Annotated in this window: 17 protein-coding genes; all 17 read right to left on the bottom strand. The window is 62.2% G+C overall.

The annotated features are described in order from the left end of the window. Positions 1–24: 24 nt before the first annotated feature. Positions 25–1,095 carry a replication protein RepA gene (locus G510_RS0112145; protein ID WP_029153842.1) on the bottom strand — a complete coding sequence of 357 codons (1,071 nt, stop codon included), beginning with the start codon at positions 1,093–1,095 and terminating at the stop codon, positions 25–27. A 350-nt stretch (positions 1,096–1,445) separates the two neighbouring features. After that, positions 1,446–2,615, bottom strand: a complete 1,170-nt coding sequence (locus tag G510_RS0112140) for an ATP-binding protein (protein ID WP_029153841.1) — start codon at positions 2,613–2,615, stop codon at positions 1,446–1,448. A gap of 369 nt (positions 2,616–2,984) precedes the next feature. Next, the gene (locus G510_RS16775) at positions 2,985–3,572 is read right to left on the bottom strand and encodes a prepilin peptidase (protein ID WP_084644360.1); all 588 of its coding nucleotides are present in this window, start codon (positions 3,570–3,572) and stop codon (positions 2,985–2,987) included. Further along, complete coding sequence (locus tag G510_RS0112130) at positions 3,569–6,547, bottom strand: AfsR/SARP family transcriptional regulator (RefSeq protein ID WP_029153840.1); 2,979 nt, start codon at positions 6,545–6,547, stop codon at positions 3,569–3,571. Before G510_RS0112130 ends, G510_RS16775 begins: the two co-directional genes overlap by 4 nt. Positions 6,548–6,570: 23 nt before the next feature. Then, on the bottom strand, positions 6,571–7,233 hold the full coding sequence (locus tag G510_RS16770) for an ATP/GTP-binding protein (protein WP_157560604.1): 663 nt from the start codon (positions 7,231–7,233) through the stop codon (positions 6,571–6,573). A 278-nt stretch (positions 7,234–7,511) separates the two neighbouring features. After that, complete coding sequence (locus tag G510_RS0112120) at positions 7,512–8,150, bottom strand: hypothetical protein (RefSeq protein ID WP_157560602.1); 639 nt, start codon at positions 8,148–8,150, stop codon at positions 7,512–7,514. A 6-nt stretch (positions 8,151–8,156) separates the two neighbouring features. Continuing rightward, entirely contained in the window at positions 8,157–8,567 is a 411-nt protein-coding gene (locus tag G510_RS0112115) for a pilus assembly protein TadG-related protein (protein ID WP_036323182.1), read from the bottom strand. After that, on the bottom strand, positions 8,567–9,019 hold the full coding sequence (locus G510_RS0112110; RefSeq protein WP_157560600.1) for a TadE/TadG family type IV pilus assembly protein: 453 nt from the start codon (positions 9,017–9,019) through the stop codon (positions 8,567–8,569). The genes G510_RS0112115 and G510_RS0112110 overlap by 1 nt, the downstream gene beginning before the upstream one ends. Next, positions 9,007–9,375, bottom strand: coding sequence for a TadE family protein (locus G510_RS0112105; protein WP_169562626.1), 369 nt, complete (start codon positions 9,373–9,375; stop codon positions 9,007–9,009). The genes G510_RS0112110 and G510_RS0112105 overlap by 13 nt, the downstream gene beginning before the upstream one ends. 40 nt (positions 9,376–9,415) lie before the next feature. Next, on the bottom strand, positions 9,416–9,616 hold the full coding sequence (locus G510_RS0112100; protein ID WP_029153835.1) for a hypothetical protein: 201 nt from the start codon (positions 9,614–9,616) through the stop codon (positions 9,416–9,418). Between the two features lie 108 nt (positions 9,617–9,724). Continuing rightward, complete coding sequence (locus G510_RS0112095) at positions 9,725–10,615, bottom strand: type II secretion system F family protein (RefSeq protein ID WP_029153834.1); 891 nt, start codon at positions 10,613–10,615, stop codon at positions 9,725–9,727. After that, positions 10,615–11,466: a type II secretion system F family protein gene (locus G510_RS0112090; protein WP_036323176.1), complete on the bottom strand. Its 852-nt coding sequence runs from the start codon at positions 11,464–11,466 to the stop codon at positions 10,615–10,617. Before G510_RS0112090 ends, G510_RS0112095 begins: the two co-directional genes overlap by 1 nt. Continuing rightward, entirely contained in the window at positions 11,463–13,160 is a 1,698-nt protein-coding gene (locus G510_RS16765) for a TadA family conjugal transfer-associated ATPase (protein WP_169562624.1), read from the bottom strand. The genes G510_RS0112090 and G510_RS16765 overlap by 4 nt, the downstream gene beginning before the upstream one ends. After that, positions 13,157–13,798: a hypothetical protein gene (locus G510_RS18585; protein WP_029153832.1), complete on the bottom strand. Its 642-nt coding sequence runs from the start codon at positions 13,796–13,798 to the stop codon at positions 13,157–13,159. The genes G510_RS16765 and G510_RS18585 overlap by 4 nt, the downstream gene beginning before the upstream one ends. Before the next feature lie 189 nt (positions 13,799–13,987). Continuing rightward, a complete protein-coding gene (locus G510_RS16760) occupies positions 13,988–14,563 on the bottom strand; it encodes an SAF domain-containing protein (protein ID WP_036323188.1) in 576 nt (191 codons plus the stop codon). A gap of 115 nt (positions 14,564–14,678) precedes the next feature. Next, positions 14,679–15,071, bottom strand: a complete 393-nt coding sequence (locus tag G510_RS18345; RefSeq protein ID WP_157560598.1) for a ParB family protein — start codon at positions 15,069–15,071, stop codon at positions 14,679–14,681. Next, the gene (locus G510_RS0112070) at positions 15,068–15,979 is read right to left on the bottom strand and encodes a ParA family protein (protein ID WP_084644356.1); all 912 of its coding nucleotides are present in this window, start codon (positions 15,977–15,979) and stop codon (positions 15,068–15,070) included. The genes G510_RS18345 and G510_RS0112070 overlap by 4 nt, the downstream gene beginning before the upstream one ends. Positions 15,980–16,184 lie beyond the last annotated feature (205 nt).

Here is a 16,184-nt window from a genome sequence, read left to right as displayed (position 1 = left end):
CCCGCCCCTTCTTACTGAGGGCTCCTAGATAGCCCTGAGCGCTCGAGTCGACGGGACACGCGGCTTCGACGGGTGCAGTCGAATGTAAGGCTTGTCGAGGTCGACACTCACGTTCGCATCGGTGTAGACCTTCAAAACGCGATCAAGACTTTTCCGGAAGGCGATGCGGAAGTTTCGCATGTGGCTGTGCCCGGCGCCGAACTGAGCGTAGAGCTGCTCGTACGTGATCGTCTGTGACCGACTCAGCTGGTGCATCCGGTAGGTCAGCCACAGATAGATGTCATGTGCCAGCGTCGATGAGCCGAGCAGCTTCAAATCCTCCAGCAGCAAGGGCATCGGCGCCTTCACGATCGTCTCAAAGAAGTCGTCGCTCAGTCGCACTGTTGAACCCCATAGGGGTGCTCCCGGGTCCTTCTCCTCATTTAGCCACAGCTGGAGTCCGTCAACGAACGACATCCGCCGCCATCGATACCCCCAGCTCCCAGAGGAACCCTTCTCGGTCTCCTCCACCTTCACATCGGCCGCAGCGAGCGCCTCGATCAGATGGAAGACCTGCTTTTCTCGCTTCGCTCCCGCACGGGCGATACCAACGCGGCGGAAGAACTCGCGACGCCCCTCACCGAGTTCAATCACGGGGCTTTCTGTGAGCACAGCCTGCGTAGCCATGAACGTCAGCATTGCCCGTGGGACACGCCCCCAGGGGTAACCCGCGGTGACACGGCTGCCACCTTCATCGAGCCGACTTCCTGGCGTAATGACGAGATCCAGGCCACGGTTCTGCGTCGACCAGAAAGGCACGTCTCCCGGATCTCGGTGCGGAAGAGCGAACTGTGCCCACAAAGGCGTGGTGAATCCGATGTTGCCGCGATCATTCCCGCGCGCCATCATCTTCTCCTGAATAGCGAGGAGAGTCATCTGATGCTTCTCGGCCGCGGCCGTTGACGTCCGCGGCGTGACAACCGCGTGCGGCACGACGCCCGAATCTGGCGCAACGTCGGTCGTCGAAGGCAGCTCCGTTGCTGCTGATGCGATCGTCCCTTGTGCCACGGAAGGCTGCGGGTACTGACCGAGATCGAAGAGTGTCTCATCGGTCATAATGCACTCACCTCAGCACGGCGCGTCGCGTCCAGAGGGTGCGGGTAAGTCACGGGTAGACTAGGCATTGGAAAACCTTTCTTGGAGCCCCGGTGTTGATAGCGCCGGGGCTCCGCTCATTCTGTAGGCGAAACTCTCCAGATCTCGCGTTGCCCTCGGCGTGGCGGATGACCGCCCTCATTCCCTTATGCCCGTTCTGGCAGCACTCACGGACACGGCGCTTGAAAGTATCTGTCACACGAGCAGTCGCACGTTCCGCAGCCGCTGCTTCCGGCGCCCCATTGGCTCGCCGACTGCGGCGTAGTGGCTTCATTCCAAGGCGATCTTCCGAGCTGGGCGACATTGGGCGGCTACTCGAGGGTCTGCCGGTCGATGAACGCTGCCATCCCCGGCACTGTGTACGCCAAGAGGCCGTGCTCGGGCGCGTAGATGAGCCCCTTCGAGATGAGGCGGTCGCGGACGGTGCTGACTTGGGCTGCCTTCTTCCCCAGGCTCGAAGCAACCTCACTCGAGGCGATCGTGGCGTTGCCTGCGAGCTTCATGGCACGGAGGTAGTTCCGTTCCCCCGGCGTAGCGCGGTCCCAACGAACCCGGAAGAAACCATTGTCGAGCGCCGCAGACCCTCGCGCGATACCGACTTCCACATCTGCGACCGTGATGGGACTCTTCGGTGCCGCCTCCCATGTCTCATGCCCAATTTGCTGCAAAAAGAACGGGTACCGTCCGGCACCCTCCACGGCAGCGGCGAGAGCATATGGCTCCCAGTCGACGCCCTCCTCGGCCGCAGGATCCTGGAGTGCATCGATCGCGGCCGCCTCATCGAGTGACGTGATCTGCATGTACCGAAATCGCTCGGCGTAAGACTTTGCCTCGGCCAGTATCTGAGGCAAGCTCGGCAACCCTGCCAGCGCTATAAGCACCGGCCAGCCCGACTGAACCGCCTCATGCGCAACAGCGCACAGCGTTGTGAGGTCTTCGGTCGAGAGGTCTTGTGCCTCATCGATCAATACCGCGAGACCGACGTTGTCCTCACCCGCAGCAGCAGACACGTCTCTGATCACCAGGCGGATGTCCGTATTGAGGTCTCCGGTGTCCGCTCCCCCGCCTGTTGAGTCGGAGAGGTCAACGCCGAAGGACCACGCGCCAGTCATGTCGTAGGACGCCTTGAAGCTCAGTGCGGTTTTCAACGCCTGGAGGGCGCGCTTGCCGGCCGATGGGCGTGAGATCTCGAGGAGTGGCTCATACAGGGATTCGCCCAGGAGGTCGCGAAGCTTGCTTCCGATACTTGCCTCGGCTTTTGCTACCAGCCAGTTTCGTTTCAGCGCTCGCCGTCGGAACTCGGCCAGGAGGACCGTTTTCCCCATCCCCCTCAAGCCATGCAGGATGAGTGGCTGGTCGATTCGTTCCCTACTGACGCGTTGCAGCGACGTCTCCCAGGCGGTGAGCACGTCGTCACGGCCTGTCAGCGCTGCCGGGCGTGCTCCTGCTCCGGGTGAATATGGGTTGGTGACCGAGTTCATAGCGAAAAGTCTAGTTGAATATAACCCCGTATAACAGGCTGTTATAAGCAGTCATATTTAACTAGACTCCGACAGATTCAGCCATGAAGTCCAGAAGCGACGTCGACCGCAAGCACGTTCGCGTTGTCTGCCTGGTGCCTTTACGCGGCCTTACAGATCATCGAAGTGTAAAGCCGCGTGCAACGAGGGTGCTGGCGGCTCGAGCGCCAGGTATCGAGTAGATACTTCGCAATCGCGTTCCGCATGATCTCGCTCGAGTTGCGGTGCTCTACCGCGGCGCGACGCGGCGCGTGAGCGCCCCCGTCAAGGTCGACAGGTCAGGAACAGATCGGCGCCGACCCCCGGAACTCATCTGACGGCCGCGACTGGTCAGCCTGTGGTGAGCGTCCACGCACCGACGAGGGCTGTGCCGGCGACGAGGTACGGGCCGAATGCCAGCCGCGAGGTCCGGTCGGGGTTGTTGCGTCGTTGTGTGAGGCCGATTACCGCGTGAGGGACCGCGAGGAAGAAGCCGGCGACTACCGCGAGGAAGGGCAGTTCCCAGGAAATCCCCCCGAGCAGCATTCCGATGGACAGCGATAGCTTGACGTCGCCGAGACCGAGGCCGCTGATGACTCCCAGGATGAATAGGACGCCGGCGAGCGCGGCCGAGACGAGAACGGCGTTCGTCAGAGCGGTGGTGTCCCCTGTGGTGTTTCTCAGTGCGAAGACGCCGCCAAAAATGCCAGCGGCGAGTGGCAGGGTGCCGATGTCGGGCAGGCGATGGTGTCGGGCATCGAAGATGGCGAGGCCGGCGCCGACGAGGACGAAGCACGCGAGAAGGGTCCATCGGCCCGGGAGGGGAGATGTGTCGGCGATTAGGGTGATGGCGCCGAGGCCGGTCACGAACGCGGTAAGGCTCAATCCGGCGACGTCGCGTCGTCGGATCTTCTTGGCCGTGTTCGTGACCGTCATCATGCAGCCAGGCGGGTGGAGCGGTTGTGTAGCTCGTCGATTAGGGCTTGTGTTTCCGCGTCGGGCTCGTAGCCCTCGTCGACGCTGGTGAGGTGGTCCTCGAGTTGGGTGATGAGTCGTTCCACACCTTCGTTGTCGCCGATCTGGTACTCCGCGCGCATGGCGTTGCGCCAGTGCACCTCGGAGATCGGGTCGACGGTCAGCCCGACGGATGCGGCGTGGCGTGCGCGTCGGGGGTCGCCTGATTCGAGCGCTCGAGCAGCAACCTCGTGGGCGACGTCTCCGATCTTGCAGATCATCGTCTGCCGCACCGTGTCTGCCCACACGTACCGCTTGTCGGCGATGCCGGAGATCGGCTGCCCCTGCACCAGTTCCAGTGCGGCTACCAGCTGCTCATTCGATGCCTGGTGCACATCCTCGCCGGCGAGATCGCAGAACACATCCCAGTCCGTGCGAGCGGCGATGCGATACAGATCGATCTTCTTCGGGAGGTACTCCTGGCCTTCCTCGTTCGTTCCTAGCCAGTGCCGCAGCTTGCTGACCAGGCCGTTGCGTCGGCTGTTGGCCTTCTTGCCCTCGGTTACCAGCCCTGGCCACATTGCGGCCGAGAGCTCGTGCGACGAGAGGCCGTCGGACAGCGCCAGCAGGGCGGCGAGCTCGGTGCCGTACTTCATCGCATGGCGAGAGGCCTTCGCATTCTTCTCATCCATCGGCAACGAACCGCGCGCACCGACCACCTTCGGCGTACCGAGCACGCGAATGTACAGCTCGTCATCATTGAGCCCCACCACGTCCGCCGCTGCCGTCACGGCCTCGGTGGTCTCGGCGATCGGCTCGGCAGCGACCGTCTCCGCAGCGGTGGATCCCTGCTCGTCGTCAGCGGGCAGAACGTCGGAGTCGGTGGCTCGTACCTCGGTGAGATAGGCGTCGGTGTCCGGGGCCAACGTCGGGATCTGTTCGATCGAGATCTCTGCCGGAGCCTCGTCACCGGTGGCTTCGTGGTTCGTGGCGGTGTCAAAGATGTCCTCGAGCTGCTGTGCTTCGGCGCTAGTCACCAGCTGCGGGATAACCGGGATCGATACGCCCCATGCCGGAATCGCGAGGGCAGCGGACGCTTCGTCCTCGAGGGTAAAGGTCCAATCGCCGGCGAGGTGGCCGTTGGCGATCGCAGCGATCCCGATCCGCGGGATCCGCGCGACCAGCTCGCCGAGCTCGGTCATAACCTCTTCCTCGAGGGGCTCGGTGAGCACGATCACTTCTGGCGCCCACCCTTCGGCGTCATCGTTCAGCAGACGCGCCTGCTCGGGACTGTCCACGCCCATCTCTGCCAGAACCTGCTCGGCCGCGGCCGCTTGCACTCGCAGATTCCGCATTAGCGTGTCCACATCCTCCACCTGCTCGATACGTCCCGTCCCAAGAGAACCAGGAACGTTCGCGGCCGAACCGACCATGAGTACGCGCACATCTTCGGACCACGAATTAACCGCAAGCTCGATCGCAAGAGCCGACAGCGACGAGATCCGCAGATCCTCACGCTCGCTCACAATGTTCAGCGCACCGACCTGCTCGAGGTCGACGTAGATAGATCCATCGTTCTCGTCACGCCCCAGCGCGATCAACGCCGGCATTGGAGCCGAAGGAACATCCTCCAGCGGGGGAATCGTCGCACGAGTCATCGACCACACAAGACCATCCTCGGAAGCCGCCACAAACGGCTCCGGGAGCTGCACGGCACCCTCTGTGAAATACAACGACACCTCGGCCGCATCAATCCTGACCATCGGCGGAACCGATACCGGCGACCCGGACGACTGTGCCCACAGCGCGAAGTGACGCAATACCGTGTCCAGGTGCTCCTGTCCGCCCGGATCCTCAACGGCGCGCATCTCGAGCTCGAGCTCCCCCAGCGTCTCCGGAAGCGCCATCCGCTGCCCCGGCTTCCGGCGCCGGCGCTGCATCACGCGACGCCAGCCCAACAGGCCCAGCAACCCAGCAGCCAGGACACCACCGATGCCCCCCAGCGTCGCAACGTTGAACACGCCCCATGACTCGCTCTCGTCGACGCTCTCAACCTCCCCAGCAGCAACGGAGCCCTCCGCACCAGACTGAGAAGCACGACCAGCAGACTGCGACTGCTCCTCCTGCGCCGACTGTGCCTCCTCCTGCGCGACTGCTCCGCCGCCAGCGCCGCCAGCCGATTCCTCCGCCGGAGCCTCCACGACAGGAGCCGGATTCTCCGCCGGCGCTGGCGATTCCTCTGGCACCGACGCGGGCGCAGAAACCTCCACCCGCTCCACATGCGGAACCTTCACCGTCCACCCTGGCTGAATAAGATCCGGATCCGTCAACCGCTGCCCATCCGCTTGGACAACATCAGCGCTCGCCGCTGCGATCTCACCGAACCGCTCACCTGATCCGAGCTCATCCTCGGCGATGTTCCAGAGAGTGTCTCCGGGCTGCACAGTCCGATCTGTGAGGGCCTCTCGCTCCTCGTAGACCGGCTCAGCGACCTGCGTCTGCTCAGCGACGTCCTGCGATGTCTCCTCGGCTGTGACAGCGACCTGCTGCACAGCCGGCACCTGTGTGGAAGGCTCCTCGGCCGCGAACGCTCCGGCAGGAGCACCGATCGCGATGATCGCACCGATCAGTACGCCCGCCGCCTTCTGCTGGACACCGAAGCCAGCCACGCGCACCTTGCGACGCGGCCGCGAACGAGAACCACGCTCAGCGCGCGCAGGCAACTGATTCGGGATCTCGAGCACGAAGCCGATCGCGAACGATGCCCACGCGACCCAACCGATTAGCGGCAGCACCGTCGCCGTGAGGAACACTCCCCCGACATCAGGGCCAGTGAACGCCGCAACGGTCTCCCCCCACGACGGAATTGGATTACCTGCAAAGAACCACAGCAGAGCCGGGATCCCCGCCAACAGGCCCATCGAAACGAGCAACGCGGCGAGCGCTTTAATCAATCGCATGGTGACTTCTTTCTCCGCGGCCCTTATCCGTTTGGTGAGACGTTGACCGTCTGCATCTCGTTGACTTCGAGCGATTCGCTGCTCTGCGTGTCGAGATCGATCGTGCCGGTCTGTCCGCCGGCCTCCCACTGGAATTGCCAGCGGGACGTTGCCGAGATCGTGTATCGATCCCCTGCCTGAGACTGGCTGGTCTGCTGGTACATGTGTCCGCAATCCGGCGACTCCGCCCACCCGAAGCCAGCTTCATACGACTGCCCTTTGGTGCCGCAAACGATGACGGAACCGTCGCCCATGTCCCACTCGAGGCTCGACACCTTCACGCTGCCCGTCACTGCTAGGCCGCCCTCGCTGTCGGAAACGGAGTACCCGTCGAACGTCGTCGGTCCGGGGTTGGCGACCCACATCCAGACAGGCACCCCGACGTGTGTGCGGCGGTGGCCGAACTCCGGATTCACTCGGGGCGCCATCCCGATCTCAATTGGAGAGATCGACAGGCGAGCCGCTACCGCAGCTGCTGCTTGGTACGGGCTGATGGTGATCCCCGCAGGAGGAGCGGCGAGCCACTGGGGATCACCGCATCCATCCAAGTAGTTTCCATTGCCGATGAAGCACATCGGAGGCGCGCAGGTATACCAGCCACCCTCTGATGCTTTCTCCCCCTCTGGAGGATCCTGCTCTGTAGCCACGGGCAGCCAATAGCATTGATCCGCGTTGCTCCAGTACCCGCCCGCGCGCTCGCACGTGATCGGTTCACCGTTGTACAAGCACTCGTCTGCTGAGCCAACGGGATCGGTGATTGGGCCCGGTTCCGGCTGCGGTGCCGGGTCTGGGTCCTCTCCTCCGCCAACCCAACACTCGGGGTTGAGTGGATCGCACCCGTGCTCATAGTCAGCGTGAGCGGACGTCCCGCCCGTTCCCATCATTGGTAGTGCCACAAAGAGCGAGATTGTGAGGAGCGCAATGATCAGGCGCCGCATGTTCCCTCCTCGGACGTTGAGTCGTAGTTGAGGATGTAATACCGCTCAGGATCGGGAACTAGGTCGGCATCGGCGGCAGAGACGTACAGAATGAAGAATGAGACGCGGGAGGGCTCCGCCGACCCTTCGGTGACCGTCCCATCGCCGTCGGTGGCGGTCACGCCAGATTGATCGAGGCACCCGAAAAGTTCGAACGACGTAATCGGTTCACCCTCGGGCCAGGAAGAGAGATCGGTCGCACCCTCATCAGGGATGAAAACGTCGGTACCATCGATGCTGAAATCAGCGGTCTCCATGTTCTTGGCCGCGGTCTCCAAGTCGCTCAACTGCTTGTCGAACGTAACGCCCGACATGAACTCACGAGCTGCTTCCTCACTCGGATCAGCAACGACCTTCCCCCATGCCTCATAGAACTGATCGATCAGCTGCGTGCCGGCCGCGATCGCTTCCTCTTCGGACACCGCTGCTATCGACAGATCAGTTGTCGGCGTGGGTGTTGGGGATGGGGTCGCGCTCGCCGCGGGCGTCTCTGTCTCCGTCGGGGCGGCATCGGTGGTGCAGCCGGCGAGCACCGCTGTCGCGGTCAGTGCGAGGGCGGCTGTGGCGATCAGGGTGCGGTTTCGCATGAGGTACTACTCCGAGACGAGTTCTGCGCGGGCGGTTGCGTGGACAGGGATGGCGGTGATGCCGACGATGGAGAGGAGCTTCGTTTCGTACCAGGTGTCCGCGGTCACGGTCACTGTCTGGTCGGTGCGAGACGCGGATCCGCTGAATCCGCTCGCGGCGAGGTAACCCTCGGCGATTGCTGGTGCGTCGTAACCGACGTTGCCTGCTCCCGTGCTGATCGCTTCGCCTGCGGCGAGGGTGTTGGCGCCGGCGCGAGCTGCTGCTTGCGCGGTGCTGTATGTCTTTGTCTGTGCGGCGACGGCACCTGCACCATCGATGCCGATCGCGACGATCGCGAGGAGTGCGGGGATGAGAATCACGAGGAAGAGGGTGATCTGGCCGGATTCGCGGTCCTGCGGGAGGCGAGTGGTGCGCATCAGTTCCTCTCCTTGAATGCGTCGTAGGGGACGGTCGCGGAGGCGGTGACGTCTTTGGTGCCAGGAAGGCCGATGAGGGTGGCGTTGGAGAGGGAAACAGCGCAAGTGATGTTCGCTGTGATGGTGCCTGTTTGCCCGAGAGGAGCATTGATGCCTCTCGCGTCGACGGCGATGTCGAGGGAGACGCAGTCGACGTTGTCGAGGGTGAGCTGGTCGGAGGCGATGGACTGCGCGGATGCGGTTGCGCTGGTGGTGTCGTTCTCGAGTGAAGCGGCACGGGCAGCTGCGGCTGCGGCGCTGTCGACGGACTGCATGGTCGACGTCATCCGGAATCCTGCTGCCATCAGGATCAGGAAAAGGGTGATCGGGACGGCCCAAATCACGATCTCGAGAGTGGCAGAACCGTCGTCGCGAGTGAGGAGCTGGCGGAGGCGTCTCATCAGTTCACCCACCTTTCAGTTGGTCCAGTCACGGTCTCTGAGATCTGGTTCTCGAGTCCTGGCAAGAACGAAGGGGATGTTCCGCTCACGGTGACAGACGTACGCTCCGGTCCCTTGGCGATCTCGACCCATGCTCCATCGAGGGTCGTGTTCGACAAGTACCCGTGAGCGGCGGCGACCGCTGCGGAGTCGGCTCCTCTTTCGAGGCGCAGCTCCTGCAAGGCGATTGTGGCGGCTTGGTGGGCGATGTTGTTGGTGTGCCCCATGATCCCGAAATGGATGATTACGCCCAGGAACAAGAGGACCGCGGGGTACAGGATCACCATCTCCAGCGTCACTGAGCCGCGCTCGTGATCCTGCTTCGTCATGAAGCGGGAGCGAACGCGGCTCAGGACAGGAGACATCGCGTCAAAGACCAGTCGGGATCTGGGATGCGAAAGCGTTGATGGCAGCGACGACGCCAGCGATCACTCCAATAGCGACAATGCCGATGCCGGCGGCCCAGGCGACCTGCTCGAGCGTGATGCTTCCTCGCTCGGTGTCCTGCCGGACGTAGGCGGTGACGCGACCTCGGATCTGAGCAAGTGCTTTGCGACTGAGGGTACTCATCGTGTTTTCCTTCCAGTTAATGGGTGAACAGCTTATTTGGGGCGTGTGACGGATGTGGGAACGTCTATGGGGCTATGCCTGGGGGCGAGTAGTTCACGGACATTGGGTTTATAGAAAGAGCAGATTGAGGACGAACGGTGTTCCCAGCAGCAGCATGAACACCAGGCCGGTCATCGCCATCGGCATGACCATCCGTGTTGTGGACTTGTTCGCCTCGGTCTGCTGCATATTGAGGAGCCGGTTCCGAAGCGACTTCCCCTGCGCGCGGAGGGTCTCGTAAACGCTGGCGCCTTCTTCGCCGGACAACCGCATGCGACGGGCGAGCTCAGTGAGATCCGGGACATCGATCTCGGCACCGAGACGCTCCAGCGCATCCCATGCAGCGATACCGGCATACCTTGCTTGCGCGAGCTCCTGCGAGAGGCGCAAAAACACCCAAGACTGCCCCACGCTCGCCGCTGACTCCAGCGCCCTACTCGGCGCAGCGCCACGCGTGCGTTCACTGGCGACGAGTTCGAGGTACACCGCAACGGCACGAGTGAACTCGGCGCGCGCATTCTCTGCTTCTCCTTTCGTCGTCAGGTTCGGTATGAACCATCCCAGCACAGCTAGAGGAAATCCGAACAGACCAGGGATATAGAAGGCCACAAGACCCATGGCCTGGAACAGCAATCCGATGATGAACGGCAGGAGGAAGAATCCGGCCGTGAAGAGCGCCTTCAACGTCATATACCGGTTGACGGTCATGCCAATCAAGCGCAGATCGACCTCGGGGATTGAGAATCCCGGGAACCCGGCAACCTGCCGCAGCATGGTGCCCCCGACACGGTCATGAAACGCGTTTGCTTGAGAGCGACCGGAACTCTTGGCGACCGGAACAGGTGCCACACGCTCAAGAGCAACACTCAATGCCGGCGGTCCAGGCACCAGAACCGAGATCAATATCGCAATCCCCGCTCCGACAGCAGCACCGGGAAGAATGAACAAGGGATCGATCATCAGGCGCCTTTCCTGGTGCGGACCAGGATCCGAGGACCCGGGATCGCTCGTGTCATGCGTCGCATCATCAACAGCAGGAGAACGTCGATCGCAAGATATGCGGCGAGGAGGACCTGCCCGAGCGGGGTGCCGTAGGGGGCGCTGTATGACTGCGCGACCAAGAGCAACCCGACAACGCCGAGAGTGACGAACACGACGATGCGTGTCTCATTACGGGGCCCGGAACGTTCAGTCTCGATCTGTCGGCGTGCACGAACCTCACTGAGGATGCTTTCGGCAAGGTCCTGGAGCGCGTTGGCGAGCCCGGACCCGCGCTGATTCGTCTTCAACAGCAGATGAGCGACGACGAGATCAGCGGTCTCATCGTCGAGCTCGTCGGCGAACATCCGCAGCGCATTCTCTGTCGTCATGCGTGAGTTCAGACGGGCCACGAGGCGAGTGACTTCATCTTTAATGGGTGCGGGGCAGCTATCGCGTGACGCGATCAAAGTGCGCTCCAGTCCCTGACCAGCCGTGGTGAGACCGGCCAAGCTCCGGGTCCATGCCTCGAGACCATCGAGCTTGTCGATGACCTTCTGGTTGTCATCCTTCAACAGCAGAGGAAGTCCGATAACCGCCAGCGGGATCGCCACGATCAAAACAACCCACTGCGTGATCAACGTCAGCAACACTCCAACACCGACGCCGATCAACAGTCGGAGCTGCGTGGGCCTGCTGAGACTCCACCCGCGCTTCTGCTTCCGGTAACGCGCCGGCTCCCCCTCGCGCTGCGTGGGCGGCACCAGCGTGAACACGAGCAGCACAGCGCCGCCCATGGCGACGAGGACGGAAAGTGTAACCGCGGCCATCATGATGCGCCCTGCAACACTGCGACGTCGTAGTCAGCCTCGGCAAGTTCCTCAGCAAGCCGAGGCGACGGCAGAGTATCGAGTTCCAACTGTCGCGAGTGCTTGTTGTACTTGAAAATCGTCTGCGTGACAGGGCGAGAATCATTCATATTCTCCCCCGGCAAGATCTCAGAGATCTCGGTGATCGCACGACGCATCTCGCCCGTCTGGCGGTCGGTGAACTTCGTGATCTGCACGATCAGATCGATGTTCTGCTCGATCATCCGATAGGCATACACCGGCGTCGTGTTTGCCCCTCGAGAAAGCATGAGTGCGGACAGACGATCGATGGCAAAGTCCGCGCTTTCCGCATGCAACGTCGACAACGAACCCACACCAGACTGCATCGCCTGCATCATCGCGACGATCTCAGAACCACGCACCTCACCGACAACGAAGCGCTGCGTATCCAAACGCAAGGTGTCATAAACGAGATCCTCCAACGAGATCTCCCCCGGCAAACTTCCATCCGCGAGCGGTTCGCCACCACCCGGCCGATACTCAAGGCTTGTCACGCGCGGGTGTCGGTCCCCCAACTGGTCGAGGTAGAGCTCACGCTCCATCTCGATCGTGACGATCTTCTCGTCTCGAGGAATGCAATCAGCGAGCGCTCTGAGGAGGGTGGTCTTCCCCGCACCGGGGAAACCGCTGGTGACGACGGAGACGCCAGCGCGAACAGCTGCGTCAAGGAAAGCGGCTGCTTCGGTGGTCAAAGTGCCGCGCTCGGCAAGGTCGGAGAGCTGCACGTCAACGAGGCGGTGAATTCGGATGACGACGGTCGGCCGCTGTGCGACGGGCGCGGCGATGGCAGCCAGGCGAGCTCCGCCGGGGAGGTCTAGGTGGAGTCGGGGGTTTGACGCGGTGAAGGAGCGTGCGCCTTCACCGGTACGAGTGGCCAGGAAGTTGATCTCCTGCGTGAGATCGGTATCGCTTTCGGCGACCTTGAACGGGTAGCGGCGTGTGGTGCCATCGGAGTACGACAGCCATACATCGTCGTGGCCGTTGATGTGGATGTTCTCGACGCCGTCTTCGTCGACCAAAGGCTGCAAGCGTCCCAGTCGGAACTGTCCGTCGAGTACCGCCTGCCGGATGGCCTGCTGCTTGCGCTGATCCCAACGTGTAGCTGCGTCCTTCTGGCCGGCACGCGTCTGACTGTCGACGCGAGTGCGAATGAGATCATCGATGAACTCGCGCGCGATTGCTTCACGCTGTTTTTCGGTGAGATCGGGTTCATCGACGAGCCGCTCTGCAAGCATCCGGGATACCTCACCCCGGATCTCCGTGACGTCGTCCCACGGAAGGGCGCTTCGTTCTTCGAGAGTTCCAGCGTGAACGAAATCTGTGGCGGGCGGAAGGGCCGCTGCCGTATGTCCTTGTGCGCCGCTACTTTCATCTGCGACGGCAACATCGATGAGTGCGGTGCCCTCTGCGGCCGCTGACGGAGCTGAGGGGGCAGGAACGTAGCCGGTGGGCAATATCGCGCTCCCACTTTCCAGAGGATCCGTCTGTGACGCTTTTCGGCCGGCACGGGTGAGATGCGACGCGGCCTTGGAGAGTCCGGATGCGGGCTGATCCGAGGTGGCCGGGACGCTGTTCTGGAAGAACGGAAGCGTCGTGAAGTCTGTCAGCTCTGGCTGGTTGTCGTTGTGCTGGCTCATCGTTCGATCTCCTCGCTGAGCTCGTCCTCCACCTGACCGACCAAGCGCTCGGAGTAGGACAGAACTAGAGACTTCAACGCGCGCACATATGCGTTGCGCTTGGGCAGGGTCGTGGGAATGTCGAAGGTGAACTGAGCAGCTCCGCGCGGATTCCATGGAAGGGATCCCAGGAGCTCAACACCGAGCGACTTTGCCGCTGGCCTCGCCGGGTACGTGTTTCCCGGGGCATTGACGTTCGTCATGATCAGATCGAGACGGTCGAAGTGACCGATCTGTTCGAGCTCAGTGCGCAGCCACCCGGCGTCGCGACCTTCGACAATGTCGCCGTGCTGGAGTGTTGCGTGAACGCTCGCGATCGCCGGAAGAGTGTTCGCGGAGAAGAGTGCAACGGATTCTGCCTCGCGGATGAACACCACGCGAGGGTCGTCGACCATGAGCCTGCCGGCATCGATGAAAATGTCGATGCCGCGCGCCTCCACGATGCGTAACGTGTCGATGAGTGAGCGCCAGAACCGCTCCCCCGCGTTCATTCCGGTTGAGATCGATTTGAACCCGGGGAGAACAGATACGTTCTCAGCGATCTCGATCGCCTGGTCCCACAGGGCAGCCTCGTCAAGGCTTCGGTGCGAGTTGGCCACAAGCAGCTCCGTCAACCCCGTGTCGTGAGGCACCTGAGCTCGCAAGGCCCCGGGTAAGAGCCGAGACGTTGTCGAAAGATCTGCCTCGACCAATAGCACAGGCCTCGGCCACATCAGCGACATCCCCACTGCGGCTGTTGAGACGCCCGGCGCCCCAGAGACCGAAGAGAGCAGAATCAACGACATCGGCTACTCCCCTGCTGACTCGTCGAGCACCAAGGCGACGCGTCCTGATGCCGCACGAGCAGCGATGTCGGCCGCGGCATCCTGCGGGACGATGAGGTCAACAACGGTGATCTGCGTCTCCGCCAGATATGACGTTGTGAACACGGTCGCCTCGAAGCTCTCAGGCGTCCCCTCTGGAGGGTCCCCCTGAGCGACTGGGGTGTCGATAACTCGGACGCGATCGCCTGCTGCGAGCTCATGACCGGGGAGCTGAGCACCCGTAAGGGAGACGCCCACGAGAGATGATCCTGAGGGCACGGCAAGCTCGTCGCCGAGGTTCGCCGATGTCAGGAGAGTTCCTGCCGGGAGATCTACTAGCGCTGTCTTGCCCTCAAGATCGGCCTGCTGCTCGACTGTGAACGCATCAATGCGCTGTCCGCCGGCGATCTGGATGCTCGTGAGGTCGTCGCGGCCGATCTTGTCTCCGCGATCAACCGCGGTGGACACGGTCAGAACATTCGTGGTGGTGGTCATCGCTTGGACCAGCCACATAGTGGCGAGCCCGCCGACCACGATCAGGGCGATCGCGATGCCGACCATCATCGGCCTGGTCCTTCCTCGCGCTGGTCGGGTGAGCGCGAGTTTGCGGGGTGCTTTCTCCTCTACGGGAGCGTCTTCAACAGTCGGCATGTGCGTCCTCGGGTTGATGAGTAACTCAGGTGGTCATTGGTCGGCCGCTCGACAGGGCCGTTTCGCCGCCGGGGAATGGTGAGCCGTTGTTGTGTTCCAGTTCCAGGCGTTGCACTTCGCGTTCGATTGCCTTAGCGACGAGGTCACTGAAGCTCTCGTAGCCGCTTGTGAATCCGACGGCACGGTATGCCGCACGGGCTCGTGTACGCACTTCTGCGGGAAGAGTGGCGTTGATCTGTACCTTCTTTTCCGTTCGCGCCGCAGATTCGTGCTGTGGGGTAGGCGCAGCGACGGGAATGGCCGTGTTCGAGGTGGTGTCGGGCGGCGTCGGCGCTGCATCGTTCGCAGGAGGTATAGCGCCGGGCTTGCGCTCCCTCTTCGAGAGACTGCCGATCTTTCGCGTGGGCGTGTCACTCATGACCCGTCCTCCTCTGACTCGCCCGCGGCGAGTCGTTCAACGATCTCGCTGGCGAGACTGTGAATGTCTCCGGCAAGTCCCGTCACAGAGGACGGGATGTAGGTATCCGATGAGGCTTCGCCTCGGCGGATCTCCCACCACTGGGGACCATCGTTTGCGTCCCGTTCCAACTCGAGGACAAGCTTTCCCACGTCGCGTGCGGTCTGGACGACGGCTGAGGCATGGCGAATCACGCTCTTAAACAGCGGCTCGTCGGAGCCGAACATGTCGTGGATCTGGCGGATCGCCTTGCGCTTAATAGCTTTTGCCGACGAGTCGACATCGGTGAGGACAACTCCGAGGAGGTCGATGCTCGCGTTGTACGGCAGGACCTGCTCGAAGCGGTCGTTGACCTGTTCGAGGCCATCGAGGCTCGTCGCGTCCGACTTCGTCGGGATGATCGCCCAGCGCGCTGCCCCGAGAGCAGCATTCTGGATGGCCTGATCCCCAGGGGGCCCGTCGAGGAGTACGACGTCGTACTCCCCCGCGAAAGGCTCAAGCGCCTGCGCCAGCGACAGAATCGCCTGCTCAGGTGTCTTGGTCATCAGATATCCAGAGACTCCTGAAAGATGCCGTCCTCCCGGGATGAGATCAATGTTCTCGCGCACGCTCTTGCGTGCATTCGTGAGGGCTGCCTGGACCATGAGAGCCGCGGCGAGCGCTTTTCCGTGGTCGTAGTCGTCGTCGTCTCGGACTCCGTAGTCTCGGGCGAGACTCCCCTGCTGGTCGAGGTCGACGACGAGGACGCGGTAACCGTTGGCGGCGAAGAAGCCGGACAGGTTTGCGGTGAGGAAGGTTTTGAGGACACCTCCTTTGCCGTTGATAACTGCGATGACGCGCTCGAGGGCCACTCGATCGAGCTGAGTCATGAACAACCTCCGTTGATGTGGACTGCATCCCTAGAAACCCTAGGAATCCTAGGAACCCTAGGAACCCAACAAACAGTAGGAACACTAGAAACCCTAGGGTTCAAGTAAAACCTAGAAACACTTCAAATACAAGGGTTTCTATAAATCCTAGGATATCTAGGAATGATATAAATTCTAGGAACACTAGGAACACTAGGAACACTAG

Origin of the sequence: Microbacterium gubbeenense DSM 15944 (genome assembly GCF_000422745.1) — a bacterium.
In the GTDB taxonomy this organism is placed as follows: Bacteria; Actinomycetota; Actinomycetes; order Actinomycetales; family Microbacteriaceae; genus Microbacterium; species Microbacterium gubbeenense.
Note: the sequence above shows the minus strand (reverse complement) of the source record. Positions and strands in the feature narration are given on the sequence as shown.